Below are 14,822 nucleotides of genomic sequence, written 5' to 3'. Positions count from 1 at the left end.
CGCGCCACCTGGATTTCAGGGACAAGGGGTCGTTGTTGGAGGTTATGTGGCAAAGGATATAGATAGGTTTATATGATTTCCAATATATTGATCGACACGATTGATATGTAAAAACACCTAATAGGAGGGGCCGCTTGGAACTCAGGCACCTGCGCTATTTCATCGCCGTCGCCGAGGAGCTGCACTTCGGCCGCGCCGCCGAGCGCCTGGGGATCTCCCAGCCGCCGTTGAGCCAGCAGATCCAGGCGCTGGAGGAGGAAATCGGTGCGCGCCTGTTCGAGCGCACCAACCGCCGCGTCGAACTCACCGACGCCGGCCGGCTGTTCCTCGACGAGTCCCGCCAGGTGCTGGCCCAGGTAGACAAGGCGGTGCTGCTGGCGCGTCGCGCCCACCTGGGGGAACTGGGCGAGCTGAAGATCGGTTTCACTTCCTCGGCACCCTTCACCTCGACCATACCCAGCAGCATCCATGCCTTCCGCAAGGCCTATCCGGACGTACACCTCGACCTGCAGGAAATGAGCAGCCGCCAGGTACTCAAGGCGCTGCTCGAGGAAAGCCTGCAGGTGGGCGTGATCCGCCCGCTGGCGCTGCCGGATGCGGTGCATTGGGTGGAGTTGTTCCGCGAACCGCTGGTGGCGGTGCTGCGGGCCGACCATCCGCTGGCGGCCGGCAGCGAGGATGGCCTGGCCATCGCCGCCCTGGCCGAGGAGCCCTTCGTGTTCTTCCCGCGCAGCTACGGCACCGGGCTCTACGACCAGGTCATCGCCCTGACCCGACAGGCCGGCTTCAGCCCGCGCATCGCCCAGGAGGCCAGCGAGGCGATGACCATCATCGGCCTGGTCTCGGCCGGACTGGGGGTGTCGATCCTGCCGGCGTCGTTCCGCCGCACCCGGGTCGACGGCGTGGTCTACCGCACCCTGAGCGATCCCGAGGCGACGACTGCGGTATGGCTGGTCCGCCGGCAGAACGAGGGCTCGCCGCTGGCGCTGTCCTTCATCGACCTGGTGACCCGCGAGGCGGCCAGCCTGCGCCGGCGCTGAACCGCTCTACGTCAGGACCGAGACGGCGCTCGCGCTTGCCCGCGGCTTTGCCTATCATCCGGGATCAGGCTCGGCTCACGGAGATTTCCCATGCGGCGCGTGGTGTTCAATCAGAAAGGCGGGGTAGGCAAGTCCAGCATCGCCTGCAACCTGGCGGCGGTCAGCGCGGCGGAGGGCTATCGCACCCTGCTGGTGGACCTGGACGCCCAGGCCAACTCCACGCACTACCTGACCGGACTGACCGGCGAGGACCTGCCGGTGGGGATCGCCGACTTCTTCAAGCAGACCTTGTCTTCCGGGCCCTTCAGCAAGAAGGGCAGGGTCGACATCTACGAGACGCCGTTCGACAACCTGCACATCGTCACCTCCAGCCCCGAACTGGCCGACCTGCAGCCGAAGCTGGAGTCGAAGCACAAGATCAACAAGCTGCGCAAATTGCTGGACGAACTGGACGAAGACTACGACCGGATCTACCTGGATACCCCGCCGGCACTGAATTTCTACACGGTATCTGCGCTGATCGCTGCCGATCGCTGCCTGATTCCCTTCGATTGCGACAGTTTCTCCCGCCAGGCGCTGTATGGCCTTCTCCAGGAGATCGAGGAACTGCGTGACGACCACAACGAAGACCTGCAAGTCGAGGGCATCGTGGTCAACCAGTTCCAGCCGCGCGCCAGCCTGCCGCAGCAACTGCTCGACGAGCTGGTGGCGGAGGAACTGCCGGTGCTGCCGGTGTACCTGATGAGTTCGGTGAAGATGCGCGAGTCGCACCAGGCTTGCACCCCGCTGATCTTCCTCGAACCGCGGCACAAGCTGTCCCAGCAGTTCGTCGAGTTGCACGGGCTGCTCGAAAGCTGAGCAGCCTCTGCGGCAGCGCTTCTACGAGGTAACCAGGACGTCGCAGCTCGGCTGGCGCAGGTAACGCTGCGCCAGGTTGCCGAGCAGCGCCTGCATCAGCGCGTTGCGGCTGTGCCGGCCGAGGGCGAGCAGCTCCGGCTGGCGCTGCTTCAACGCGGCGTCCAGGCTGTACGGCAGCACGCCGGGAACCACTTCGTGGCTCAGCTGCGGCCCGACGCCCGGCAGGCGCTCCTGCTCGTCGCTCAGCAATTGTTCGATCAGCCCGGCCTGGGTGGCCAGGTGCGCGGCATTCTGCCGGGGCAGGCCGAGCACGCCGTCGTCGGGGGACTCGAACACGTGCAGGGCGTGCAGGTCGGCTTCCACCGGCAGCAGGCGGTAGGCCTGGCGCAGCGCGGTACAGGCGCACTGGGAAAAGTCCAGGGCGCTGAGCGCCTGGCGGTAGGGTTCGTCCGCCTCGCGCACGGCGAGCAGCACCGGCACCCGGCTGCGCCGCACCACTTGGTCGAGGGTGGTGTTGCCGAAGCGTTCGAAGGTCTTCTGGTGGTGTGCGCCCATCAGCAGCAGGTCCGGTTCGAGCGCCCGGGTCTGCTGCAGGATGCCGTCGATCGGCTGGCCCCTGAACAGGTGGATGGCGCTGTCCTCGTCGAGGCCGGCCTCCTTGCGCTTGAGTTGCAGCATGGCGCTGACGGTCTTCACCGCCGACGCCGATAGCCCCGGGTCGTACACGTGCAGCAGACTGACCCGCGCATCGTGCTGGCGGGCCAACTGGGCGGCGCGGGCGAGGGCGACGTCGGCTTCCGGGGTGAGGTCGTGGGCGACCAGGAGGTGGCGGATCATGGCGGACTCCGTGGGATGGCTACGCTGGCTTCCCCACTGTCGCGCCGCAGCTCGCTACGGACCTTGATCCACGGCAGAAAAAACCTTCGCCGGGCCCTGCGAAATCTGCCAGTCAGGGTCGCGCGTGGCTGCGTAGCTGGTACAGCGCGGCGCTTTCCGCCACTACCTCGCCCTGCTCGTCGGTGAGTTGCAGTTCGAGGCTGTATTCGGCCTTGCCGTGCTCCCCGGCCTCGGTTTCCAGTTGGCGGATGCGCTCGGCATCCAGGCGTGCCTCGACGCGTATGTCGCCCTTGGCCGGACGGCGGAAGCGCAAGGTCATCTCCTTGACGATGGGATAGAAGCGGGCGCTGTCGAAGCTGGTCAGGAACAGCGCGCCACCGGGAAGTTCGGCGAGGGTGAAGAGCGCCCCGGCGTACATGCTGCCGATGTGGTTCTCGTTGCCGGCGCCCGGCATGCGCAGGCGCACGTAGCCGGGTTCGAGGACTTCCGCCCTGAGTCCGCTGCGCTGGACGAAGGCGATCTTTTCTTCGGTCAGGTGCCTGGCGAGTTCGGTGGGCAGTGGCATGGCGCTCTCCATGTCGGGGATCCCAGCCAGACTAGCCGGCCGGCCAGGCCGGGCAAGGACCGAAACGCTCGCCCGGACTGACCGATCCGCTCAGCGTGCGGCGGCGGCCAGGGCCTGGTCGAGGTCGGCGAGGATGTCGTCGATGTGCTCGATGCCGATCGACAGCCGCACCATGTCGTCGGAGACTCCGGCGCGGGCCAGTTCCTCCGCGTTCAACTGGCGGTGGGTGGTGCTCGCCGGGTGGCAGGCCAGGGACTTGGCGTCGCCGATGTTGACCAGCCGCACCACCAGCTTCAAGGCGTCGATGAAGCGCGCGCCGGCGGCGCTGCCGCCCTGGATGCCGAAAGACAGGATCGCCGCCGGGCGGCCCCCCAGGTAGCGCCGGGCCAGGGCGTGCTCGGGGTTGTCGGCGAGGCCGGCGTATTTCACCCAGGCCACCTGCGGATGCTGCTGCAGGTAGCGGGCCACGGCGAGGGCGTTGTCGCAGTGGCGCTCCATGCGCAGCGCCAGGGTCTCCAGGCCTTGGAGGATGAGGAAGGCGTTGAACGGCGAGAGCGCCGCGCCCATGTTGCGCAGCGGTACCACCCGGCAGCGGCCGATGAAGGCGGCGGGTCCGAAGGCCTCGGTGTAGGTGACGCCGTGGTAGGACGGATCGGGCGTGTTCAGCAGCGGGAAGCGCGACTTGTTCGCCGCCCAGTCGAATCTGCCGGAGTCGACCACGATCCCGCCGATGCTGGTGCCGTGGCCGCCCATGTACTTGGTCAGCGAGTGCACGACGATGTCGGCGCCGTGCTCGAACGGCCGGCAGAGCACCGGGGTGGCTACCGTGTTGTCGACGATCAGCGGCACGCCGTGGCGGTGAGCGGCGTCGGCCAGTGCCTGCAGGTCGATGATGTTGCCCGCTGGGTTGCCGATGGTTTCGCAGAACACGGCCTTGGTCCGCTCGTCGATCAGCGCTTCCAGGGCGGCGACGTCGTCGTGGGCGGCGAAGCGCGCCTGGATGCCGATGCGTGGCAGGGTGTGGGCCAGCAGGTTGTAGGTGCCGCCGTAGAGCTTGGCCACCGAGACGATGTTGTCGCCGGCCTCGGCGACGGTCTGGATCGCGTAGGTGATGGCCGCCATCCCCGAGGCCACCGCCAGCGCCCCGACCCCGCCTTCCAGCGCCGCGACGCGCTGTTCCAGTACGTCGTTGGTGGGGTTCATGATCCGTGTGTAGATGTTGCCCGGTACCTTCAGGTCGAACAGGTCGGCGCCATGCTGGGTGTCGTCGAAGGCGTAGGAGGTGGTCTGGTAGATCGGCACCGCCACCGCGCGGGTGGTCGGGTCAGGGCTGTAGCCGGCGTGGACGGCCAGGGTTTCCAGTTTCATGCAGCGTTCCTTCGGGCAGATTGGAAGGACGCAGCATGGGAAAGCGCGCCGGGCGGGTCAATGCGCCCGGGCAAGGAAAAGCGTGCCTGGTTAGACCGTTGTGTTCGCCGCATATGCCTGAGCGGCGGCGTCGGTTTCAGCGTAGGCCGATGTAGATGTTGTAGGCGCTGATCAGGGTGATCAGGGTGCCGACGATGACCAGCAGGGTGCGCGGCGAAAGCTTCTTGCACAGCAGGGCGGCGAACGGTGCGGCGAACAGGCCGCCGAAGACCAGCCCGGCGACCATCTTCCAGGTGTCCGGCTGGCCGGCGAGGAGGATGAAGGAGGTGGCGCTGGCGATGGTCAGGAAGAACTCGGCGAAGTTCACCGAGCCGATGGTGGTGCGCGGGTCGCTACCCGAGCCGATCAGGCTGCTGGTGACCACCGGGCCCCAGCCGCCGCCGCCGGCAGCATCGACGAAGCCGCCGAAGAGTGCCAGCTTGGCCACGTGGCGCGGTGCCCGGCGCTTGATCACGTGGCGGTAGGCCTTGCTCAGGATGTACAGGCCCATCAGCAGCAGGTAGGCGGAGATGAAGGGCTTGAGCTGGTGGCCGTCGAAGCGGGTTATCAGCACGGCGCCGAGCACCGCGCCGATCATTCCCGGCAGCAGCAGGCGGAGGAAGAGTGACTTGTTGACGTTGCCGAGCTTGACGTGGGAAATCCCGGAAAAGCCGGTGGTGAACACTTCGGCGATGTGCACGCTGGCGCTGGCAGCGGCCGGCGTGGCACCGGCGCTGAGCAGGAAGGTAGTCGCGGTGATGCCATAGGCCATGCCCAGCGCACCGTCGATCACCTGGGCGAAGAAGCCCACCGCCACCGCGCTCCAGAAACCCCGGCTGGTCAGGGCCTGCTCGATGATCTCGAAGCCGTTGCTGCCGCCGTTGTCGAAGAACAGGCGCCAGGCCAGGAAGGCGAGCAGGCCGACCAGGATCAGCACCGCCGCCCACATGGCGGCGCGCAGTACCGGGTGGTCGTCCGGATGGGTGACGAAATCTTCGACAGGAGGCAGACCTAGCGCCTGGTGTTCGGTGTTGATCGAACTCTGGCTGAGATCGAGGTCGCGTATCTTCATGCGGCAAGGCGCCTGACAGGAGGTGGTAGAACAGGCTGGAATAAGTGTGGCGGCGAAGATAATCGGCTTTTCTTAGTGCGTCTAAGAAGTTTTCCGAAGGTATTTATTCCATTGCGGCATTATCGGCCGCCGTTCTGTCAGGGCATCCCGTCAGGAGGAGCAACTGATTTCCAGGTGCCGCCCCCAGTCCGGCGGGCGCCGAGTGAAGCGCTCCATGCCCGGCTGTTCCTCGAACGGGCGACTCAGCACCTGGTGCAGCAAGCGGACTTCCGTGTAGTCGCCCTGCTCGGCCGCTTCGATAGCCTGCTGTGCCAGGTAGTTGCGTAGCACATAGAGCGGATTGACCGCGTGCATGCGCCGGCGCCGCGACTCCTGGTCTCCGCCTTCTTCCTCGACGCGCCGGCGGTAGGCCTCGGCCCAGCGGTCGAAGGCCTCGCGGTCGACGAAGTCGTCGCGCAGGCTGGCCAGCGCCCGCTCCGGAGTTTCTTCGCCGAGTTGGCGGAAGAACAGCGAGTAATCCACCGCGCTGCCCTGCATGCGCTGCAACAGTTCCTGGACCAGGGCCTGGTCGTTCTCCGCGGCGACGCCCAGGCCCAGGCGCCGGCGCATCAGATCGAGGTAGTGGGCCTGGTAGAGGGGCAGGAACAGGTCGAGGCTGGCGCGCAGTTCGTCCACTTCCACCAGTGGTGTCAGCGCCTGGGCCAGGGCGGCCAGGTTCCAATGGGCGATCGGTACCTGGTTGCTGAAGGAGTAGCGGCCGGCGTCGTCGGAGTGATTGCAGATGTGATTGGCGTCGAAATCGTCGAGGAAGGCGTAGGGCCCGTAGTCAAAGGTAATGCCGAGGATCGACATGTTGTCGGTGTTCATCACCCCGTGGCAGAAGCCATAGGCCTGCCAGCGGGCGATGAGTTCGGCGTTGCGCTCGACGACCTGGCGGAACATCGCCGCGTACGGCCGCTCGGCTGCGTTGCAGTCGGCGAAGTGGTGTTCCAGGACGAACGCCGCCAACTGTTTCAACTGGTCGTGCTGGCGGGTGTAGTAGAAGTATTCGAAGTGACCGAAGCGCACGTGGCTGGGCGCCAGGCGCAGCAGCGTCGCCGCGCTTTCCTTCTTCTCGCGCCAGACCGGCGTGCTCGAACCGATCACGCAGAGCGCCCGGCTGCTGGGAATGCCCAGTGCCGGAAGGGCTTCGGAGGCGAGGAACTCGCGGATCGACGAGCGCAGCACGGCGCGCCCGTCGCCCATCCGCGAGTAGGGGGTCTGGCCGGCGCCCTTGAGGTGCAGGTCCCAGTGCTCGCCGGCCTGGTTGATCACCTCGCCGAGCAGCAGGCCGCGGCCGTCGCCCAGGCGCGGGTTATAGGAGCCGAACTGGTGGCCGGAATACACCATCGCCCGCGGCTCGGCCTCCGACCACAGCTTGTGCCCGCCGAACAGCTCGGCGAACAGCGCTTCGTCACTGGTTTCCGCTGGCAGGTCGAGCAGCGCCAGGGCGGCGGGGCTGGCTACCACCAGGCGCGGCTCGGCGATGGGGTCGGGCAGGACTTCGGTGGAGAAGGCGTCGCCCAGGCGGGCGAAGCGGTTGTCGAAGTCGAGGTCGTCGAGTGATTTCAAGAGAGGCCTCCGGCAATTCCCGAGCATTGTGCTGGGAATTGCCGGAGGGCGTCCAGGCCCGAAGGTTCAGCGGGTCGGTTCGGCGGGACCGTCCTGGCCCTTGAGCGCGGGCGGATTGCCGACGCCGCTGTGCTGCGGCTCGCCGACGAACAGCTGGACCTGCTGGCCCTGGAGGTTCTTGACGAACACATCGACCTGGTTGAAAGCCATGTCGATCTTGTGTTCGCGGAAGCTGGTGGCGATCTTCGTCAGGATCTCGTCGGTGGAGGGGTTGCGGTCGCCCAGTTCGCGGACGTGGAAGCGCAGCTCGTAGTCGAAGGTGCTGGCGCTGATGGTCAGGAAGTACAGCAGCGGCTCCGGGTCGCGCAGTACCCGCGGGTTTTCCTTGACCGCCTGCATCATCAGCTTGCGCGCCAGCGGCAGGTCGGTCTCGTAGGCCAGGCCGATCTTGATGGTGACCCGGGTCACGGTATCGCTCAGCGACCAGTTCACCAGTTGCCCGGTGATGAAGGTCTGGTTCGGGACGATGATCTCCTTGCGGTCGAAATCGGTGATGGTGGTGGCACGGATGCGGATCCGACTGACCGTGCCGGACAGGTTGCCGATGGTCACCACGTCGCCTATTCGCACCGGACGCTCGAAAAGGATGATCAGGCCGGAGACGAAGTTGGAGAAGATCGCCTGCAGGCCGAAGCCGAGCCCTACCGAGAGCGCCGCCACCAGCCATTGCAGCTTGTCCCAGCTGACCCCGAGAGTGGACAGGGCGCTGACGATGCCGATGCCGCTGATGGCATAGGAAAGCAGGGTGGTGGTGGCGTAGGCGCTGCCCTGGGCCAGGGTCAGGCGCTGTAGCACCAATACCTCCAGCAGGCCGGGCAGGTTGCGCGCCAGGGCCACGGTGACCACCGCGATGGCCAGCGCCGCGAGGAAGTCGCGCAGGCTGATCGGCACGCTGGTGGCCGCTTCGCCGGTGCCGGCGGTGTACTGGTACAGGGTGACGTTGTCGAGGTAGGAGATCACGCTGATCAGGTCGGCCCAGACCCAGTACAGGCAGACGATGAAGCCGATCAGCAGGGCCAGGCGGATCAGCCGCAGCGATTGCTGGTTGATCTGCTCGATGCCGAGGGTCGGCTCCTCGACGTTGGTCTCGCCGTCGACGCCTTCCTTCGCCGCGTTCTGCCGTTTCGCCAGGGCCCGGGCGTAGGCCAGGCGCCGGGCCGCCACACCCAGGCCGCGGACGAAGGCGGCCTCGATGACGAACCAGAGCAGCAGCAGGTAAAGGGTATCGATGAGACGGTCGGTGAGCTTCAGCGAGGTGTAGTAGTAGCCGAAGCAGACCGCGACGAAGAGCACCAGCGGCAGCGCGGTGAAGAGGAGGCCGACGATCATCTTGATCAGCGACGGACGCTCGTCGCCGGGGCTGCTGAACAGCAGGCGGCTGAGCAGCCAGGCCATGGCCGCGTAGCCGAGCAGGACCACGGCGATGCCGATCACGTCGTCGGCCAGGCTCGCCGGCTGGTGCTCGGCCACCGTCACCACGCCGACCAGCGCCAGGACCACAACGCCGAGGCGGACCAGGTGCCTGTCGAGGAAGCCGACCTGTTCGCGGCTCCAGTGGAAATGCCGCTCGGCGATGCCGCCCGGGGTGAGGATGCGATGGGCGGTGTAGAACAGCAGCCAGACCTGAGCCATTTCCAGCAGGGCGCTGCCGAGGGTGGCGTTCTGGCCGCGGGCGTCCAGCAGCAGGGCCAGGCCGGCGACGGCGAAGGTCAGGGTGCCGGGCAGGGCGAGGAGGATGGTGATCAGGATCGCCAGCGGGGTATGCAGCTGGCTGTCGCGCTTGAAGTGGCCGATGTCGTCGTTCAGCTCCGCCAGCTTGTCGTACAGGTAGCGGCGTTTCCACAGCAGAGCGGCGATCAGCAGGAACAGCGGCAGGAACAGCAGCGGCCGATCGACCAGGCCTTCGCCCAGTTCACGCACCCCGGAGCCCCAGGGGATCTCGGTGAGCTGGTTCTTCAGCAGGGTCGGGGTCATCTTGAACCAGGACAGGTCGAGCGGCTGGTTGCTGGGAATCCAGAACATCTGCTCGTCGAGGGTGGTGCGCAGGCTCTCGCTGGTGGAAAGCAGTTGCTTCTGGTTCAACTGCAAGGTGATCGCTTCGTTGAGCAGCGCGTTGAGTTCGTGGTTGAGCCGTTCGAGCAGCTCGGAACGGGTTGCCAGCAGGGTGTCGAGATCCTTGCGCAGTTCCGGCGTGACCTGCTCGCTGGGCTGCTGGGCGAGCAGGTCGTCCAGGTATTGCTGCGGGGTTGCCAGCTTGTCGCGTTCCTGGTTCAGTTCGAACTGGCCGAGGCGCAGGTCGGCGATCTCGTCGGCCAGGCTCTGGTCGGTCTTGATCTTCGGCAGCGCCTGTTTCTGCTTGTAGAGGATGCGCGACAGCAGCAGGCTGCCGCGCAGGACGTTGATCTGTTCCTCGAGGGCCTGGTTGGACTGGGTCAGGTTGTCCAGTTGCTGCTTGGTCTCGAGGTTGCGCCGGGTGAGCACGTTGAGGCGGTCGGTGGCGCGCAGCAGGTAGTCGGAGAGACGCAGATTCTTGGCGTTCTCCTGGCTCAGCAGGCTGTCGGTGCCGGCCCCCTGGGCGCCTTCCTTGGACAGCTCGGCGACGGTCTTTTCCGACTGCTCGCGGCGCTTCTCGCTGATTAGCGCCTGCAGGTCGAGGGTTTCCTTTTCCAGGCGCGAGATCTTCTCGGTGAGCAGATCGTGCTGGCTCTTGCCGAGGTCCTGCAGCAGGTTGTTGCCGGCCAGTTCCTGGCGCAACAGCTGGCTCTGCACGGTCAGCGCGGCCTGCTCGGCGAGCAGCTCGCCGCGACGGTCGGCGTTGATCGCCTTGCCGCTTTCCTTGCCGGCCTTGAGCAGCGAGCCGATCTCCAGGATCCGTGCCTGCATGCTGCTGATGCCGGCCTGGGCTCGTTCCGGGCGGGTCTCGGCGGTGATCGACAGGCTGTTGGCCTCGCCCAGGGCCTTCTGCCACTCGGCCTGCTGGGTGGTGCGGTCGTTGAGCAGCATCTCCAGGCGGGCCACGCTCTCGCCGCTGTAGCGCTCGCTGACCGGGCGTTCGCGGGTCTTCTTCAGGCGCTCCAGTTCGCGCTGGTTATCCTCGATCTGCCGGGGCGCGTCGCTCAGGCGCTTTTTCAGGTCTTCCAGGCTCTGCAGCGCTTCGTCGCGCGCGGCGAGGAACTTGAGGGTCTGTTCGAGTCTGGCCTTGACGACCTTCTGGTCGGCTTCGGCGAGCTTGCGTTCGGCCAGCTTGTCGAGGCTTTGCTGGACGGCTTCGGCCGAGGGCGGCTCGGACTGGGCGAGGAGCGGCGGACTGGCAAGGCAGAGGCCGAGGAAAAGAGTAGCGATCAGGGAGCGGAGGGCAGGCATGGTCGAGAAGAGACTCGAAGAAGGGTGAATGCAGGTTAGTGGTGGCTCCGGGACGCCGCAAGGCGTCACGGAACGGGGATTCGACAGGAAATCAGAGGAAAAGTCCGGGCCCTGGGCGGCCTTCCGGAAACTTCACGCCGACCTTGCGGATACGGTTGCCTTCCAGGGCGGCCACGGTCCAGGTCAGGCCGTTCCACTCCACCTGGTCGCCGATCACCGCTTCGCCGCCGATCTCGTGGGCGATGAAGCGGCCCAGCGCTTGCTCGCCGTCGATGCCGTCGAGCTTCAGGCCGTAGAGCGAGGCCACCGCCGACAGCTGGGCATCGCCTTCCAGCACGAAGTCGCCGAAGAAGCGCGCGCCGAGGCCGCGGTCGGGCGCCTGGCTGAACAGCTTGCCGAGGGCCGGCAGGTCGTGTTCGTGGCCGATCACGCAGAGGATGTCGTCGGCCTCGAGGATGGTGCTGCCCGACGGGTGGAGCAGTTCGGTGCCGCGGAACAGCGCGGCGATCCGGGTCCCGCCGGGCATCTTCAGCTCGCGCAGGGCGGCGCCGATGCACCACTTTTCCTTGTTCAGGTGGTAGACGAACAGCTCCCACTCGCTGGTCGGGTGGATCTCCAGGCCGGCGCGGGATATCGGTGCCGGGTCCGGCGGCACCACCACCCGCAGCAGCCTGGCCGCCCAGGGCAGGCTGGTGCCCTGCACCAGCAGCGAGACCAGGACGATGAAGAAGGCCACGTTGAAGAACAGCTGGGCGTTCGGCAGGCCGGCCATCAGCGGGAACACCGCGAGGATGATCGGCACCGCGCCGCGCAGGCCGACCCAGGCGATGAAGGCTTTCTCGCGGTCGTGGAAGGCGCGGAACGGGATCAATCCGATCAGCACCGACAGCGGCCGCGCCACCAGGATCATCCACAGCGCCAGGGCCAGCGCCGGCAGGGCGATCGGCCACAGGTCGTGGGGGGTGACCAGCAGGCCGAGGACCAGGAACATGCCGATCTGCGCCAGCCAGGCCATGCCGTCGAGCATGTGCAGGATGCCGTGGCGGCTGCGGATCGGCCGGTTGCCGAGGAGCAGGCCGCACAGGTAGATGGCCAGGATGCCGCTGCCGCCGACGGCGTTGGCCAGGGCGAACACCAGCAGGCCGCCGCTGATCACCAGCAGCGGGTAGAGGCCGCCGGCCAGGTGCATGCGGTTGATCAGTTGCAGCAGCAACCAGCCGCCGCCGAGACCGAGCAGGGCGCCGAGACCGAACTGCTGCACCAGGTGCAGGACGAAGCCCCAGCTGAGGCCGGTCTGGCCGCTGGCGAGCATCTCGATCAGGGTCACGGTGAGGAATACCGCCATCGGGTCGTTGCTGCCCGATTCGATCTCCAGGGTCGCGGTGACCCGCTCGTTGAGACCTTTGCCGCCGAGCAGGGAGAACACCGCGGCGGCGTCGGTGGAGCCGACGATGGCGCCGATCAGCAGGCCTTCCATCCAGTGCAGGTCGAACAGCCAGGCCGCCGCGATGCCGGTCAGGCCGGTGGTCACCAGCACGCCCAGGGTGGCCAGCGACAATGCCGGCCAGAGCGCCACGCGGAAGCTGGAGACGCGGGTGCGCAGGCCGCCGTCGAGGAGGATCACGGCGAGCGCCAGGTTGCCCACCAGGTAGGCCACCGGATAGTTGTCGAAGACGATGCCGCCGACCCCATCGTTGCCGGCGATCATGCCGACGGCGAGGAAGATCACCAGGATCGGGATGCCCAGGCGGGAGGACAGCGAGCTGACGAGGATGCTCATGCCGACCAGCACCGCCCCGATCAGGAAGAAATTATTGACGGTGACGGCGTCCAAGGTCGGCCTCCTCGCGGCGGGACAGGGGGAAGGCGACGCTACGGGTCGGTTTTACGTAGGGGAATTACGTAGACAGGATGCAGGCCGCATGCCAAGTGATTCTAACCTGCGGATTTGGCGGACTGTAAAGGGGCGTCGGCGGTTTTTTTCGAAGGAATTCCGAGGCTTTCGCGTTGTCCGGGCGAGTGCGCGCGAACTCGCTGGCGTGGCCGCCAGGCAACGGCAACCCGGCGTTCATGCCCGGACATAAAAAAGCCCCGGACGTGACCGGGGCGGGAAAGGGCAGGCAGGATCAGAACCATTCTTCCTGCATGCTCGAACACACGTCGTCGCGGGCCTCCAGCAGCGCCAGTTCGTGGTGGCAACCAGGCACTTCCCAGGTCAGGAAGTAGCGAGCGGCCTGCAACTTGCCGCGATAGAAGTCGGCGTCGGCGCAGTCGCCGCGAGCCAGCCCTTCCTCGGCGCGGATCGCCTGCTCCAGCCAGCGCCAGCCGATGACCGCATGGCCGAACACCTTCAGGTACAGCGCCGAGTTGGCCAGGCCCTGGTTGACCTGGCCCTGCATCAGGTCGCCGAGCAGCGCCAGGGTCACCTCGGACAGCCGCGCCACCAGCCGTTCCAGCGGCTGGCGCAGGGCGGCCAGGGATGGATGGGCTTCGGCGCGCCGGCAGGCGTCCTGGATCAGGCGGGTCAGCTGGCGCAGGCCGGCGCCGTTGTTCTGCCCGACCTTGCGTCCCAGCAGGTCGAGGGACTGGATGCCGTGGGTGCCTTCGTGGATCGGGTTCAGGCGATTGTCGCGGTAGTACTGTTCCACCGGGTATTCGCGGGTGTAGCCGTGGCCGCCGAGGATCTGGATCGCCAGCTCGTTGGCCTTCAGGCAGAACTCCGAGGGCCAGGACTTGACGATTGGGGTCAGCAGGTCGAGCAGTTCGTGGGCCTGGCGGCGCTGTTCGTCGTCCTCCAGGGTCTGGCTGTCGTCGAACAGGCGCGCGGCGTACAGGCCCAGGTCGAAGGCGCCTTCGACATAGGCCTTCTGGGTCAGCAGCATGCGCCGCACGTCGGCGTGGCGGATGATCGCCACCTGTGGCGCGCTCGGGTCCTTGCCGTCCGGCAGGCGGCCCTGCGGGCGTTCGCGGGCGTACTCCAGCGAATAGAGGTAACCGGCATAGCCAAGCATCACCGCGCCCATGCCGACGCCGATGCGCGCCTCGTTCATCATCTGGAACATGTAGGCCAGGCCGTGGTGCGGCTTGCCCACCAGGTAGCCGACGCAGGCGCCGTTGTCGCCGAAGTTCAGCGCGGTGGAGGTGGTGCCGCGATAACCCATCTTGTGGAACAGGCCGGCGAGGATCACGTCGTTGCGCGGCCCGAGGCTGCCGTCGGCGTTGACCAGGAACTTCGGCACGATGAACAGCGAGATGCCTTTCACCCCCGGCGGGGCATCCGGCAGTTTGGCCAGGACCATGTGTACGATGTTCTCGGAGAGCGGGTGGTCGCCGCCGGAGATGAAGATCTTGTTGCCCTTGATCCGATAGCTGCCGTCGGCGGCCGGTTCGGCACGGGTACGGATGTCGGAGAGGGAGGAGCCGGCGTGCGGCTCGGTGAGGGCCATGGTGCCGAAGAAGCGGCCCTCGATCATCGGTTGCAGGAAGCGCTGCTTCTGCTCCTCGCTGCCGAAGCTCTCGATCAGGTTGGCGGCGCCCATGGTCAGGAACGGATAGGCCGAGCTACCGACGTTGGCCGCCTGGAAGTGGGCGAAGCAGGCCTGCGACAGCAGGGTCGGCAACTGCATGCCGCCCTGCTCGAAGCTGCGGGTGGCGTTGAGGAAGCCGGCGTCGAGGAAGGCATCCACTGCCGGCTTCACTTCCGGAATCAGCGTGGCTGAGCCATTCTCATAGAGCGGCTCGTGTTCGTCGCCCTTGCGGTTGTGCGGGGCGAACAGCTTTTCCGCCAGGCTCCGCGCGGTGCCGAGGGCGGCATCGAAGGTTTCGCGGCTATGTTCGGCGAAGCGCGGGCGCTGGGTCAGGGCTTCGGCATCGAGGACTTCGTACAGCTCGAACGCCAGGTTGCGGGAACTGAGCAGGGTTTCGGACATGACGACCTCGGCGAAAGGGGATCGTGGGGCGGCGCGGCGAAGGCATCGACCGTCGCAGGCGGTGCCAGGGTGCCAGCGAG

The 14,822-nt window shown here is 66.7% G+C and carries 10 protein-coding genes; 2 read left to right on the top strand and 8 right to left on the bottom strand.

All coding sequences use genetic code 11. The annotated features are described in order from the left end of the window. Positions 1-134 precede the first annotated feature (134 nt). Together LT948_RS08690 and LT948_RS08685 are read left to right on the top strand one after the other, a co-directional pair. Positions 135-1,040, top strand: coding sequence for a LysR family transcriptional regulator (locus LT948_RS08690; protein WP_003095817.1), 906 nt, complete (start codon positions 135-137; stop codon positions 1,038-1,040). Between the two features lie 90 nt (positions 1,041-1,130). Next, the gene (locus LT948_RS08685) at positions 1,131-1,898 is read left to right on the top strand and encodes a ParA family protein (protein WP_033995300.1); all 768 of its coding nucleotides are present in this window, start codon (positions 1,131-1,133) and stop codon (positions 1,896-1,898) included. 21 nt (positions 1,899-1,919) lie between these two features. Here the strand turns inward: LT948_RS08685 and LT948_RS08680 are convergent, their stop codons facing one another. The 8 genes from LT948_RS08680 to LT948_RS08645 all read right to left on the bottom strand — a co-directional run bounded on the left by LT948_RS08680 (position 1,920) and on the right by LT948_RS08645 (position 14,742). Next, positions 1,920-2,735: a universal stress protein gene (locus LT948_RS08680; protein WP_003095811.1), complete on the bottom strand. Its 816-nt coding sequence runs from the start codon at positions 2,733-2,735 to the stop codon at positions 1,920-1,922. Positions 2,736-2,847: 112 nt separating this feature from the next. Beyond that, positions 2,848-3,300, bottom strand: coding sequence for a YiiD C-terminal domain-containing protein (locus tag LT948_RS08675; RefSeq protein ID WP_003110186.1), 453 nt, complete (start codon positions 3,298-3,300; stop codon positions 2,848-2,850). A 90-nt stretch (positions 3,301-3,390) separates the two neighbouring features. Further along, positions 3,391-4,668 (bottom strand): bifunctional O-acetylhomoserine aminocarboxypropyltransferase/cysteine synthase, encoded by a 1,278-nt coding sequence (locus tag LT948_RS08670; protein WP_023094927.1) that lies wholly within the window; start codon positions 4,666-4,668, stop codon positions 3,391-3,393. Between the two features lie 136 nt (positions 4,669-4,804). Continuing rightward, positions 4,805-5,779, bottom strand: coding sequence for a sulfite exporter TauE/SafE family protein (locus LT948_RS08665; protein ID WP_003095804.1), 975 nt, complete (start codon positions 5,777-5,779; stop codon positions 4,805-4,807). 150 nt (positions 5,780-5,929) lie between these two features. Then, positions 5,930-7,390 (bottom strand): protein adenylyltransferase SelO, encoded by a 1,461-nt coding sequence (gene selO, locus LT948_RS08660; protein ID WP_033981314.1) that lies wholly within the window; start codon positions 7,388-7,390, stop codon positions 5,930-5,932. 66 nt (positions 7,391-7,456) lie between these two features. After that, entirely contained in the window at positions 7,457-10,813 is a 3,357-nt protein-coding gene (mscK, locus tag LT948_RS08655) for a mechanosensitive channel MscK (protein ID WP_003095799.1), read from the bottom strand. A 91-nt stretch (positions 10,814-10,904) separates the two neighbouring features. Continuing rightward, on the bottom strand, positions 10,905-12,647 hold the full coding sequence (locus tag LT948_RS08650; RefSeq protein WP_003095795.1) for a potassium/proton antiporter: 1,743 nt from the start codon (positions 12,645-12,647) through the stop codon (positions 10,905-10,907). A 292-nt stretch (positions 12,648-12,939) separates the two neighbouring features. Further along, on the bottom strand, positions 12,940-14,742 hold the full coding sequence (locus tag LT948_RS08645; RefSeq protein WP_003095792.1) for an acyl-CoA dehydrogenase: 1,803 nt from the start codon (positions 14,740-14,742) through the stop codon (positions 12,940-12,942). Positions 14,743-14,822: the final 80 nt, after the last annotated feature.

It is taken from the genome of Pseudomonas sp. CP-1 (genome assembly GCF_021213715.1).
Lineage (GTDB): Bacteria > Pseudomonadota > Gammaproteobacteria > Pseudomonadales > Pseudomonadaceae > Pseudomonas > Pseudomonas aeruginosa.
The sequence above is the reverse complement of the archived record's forward strand: the minus strand, read 5'-3'. Positions and strand labels throughout refer to the sequence as shown.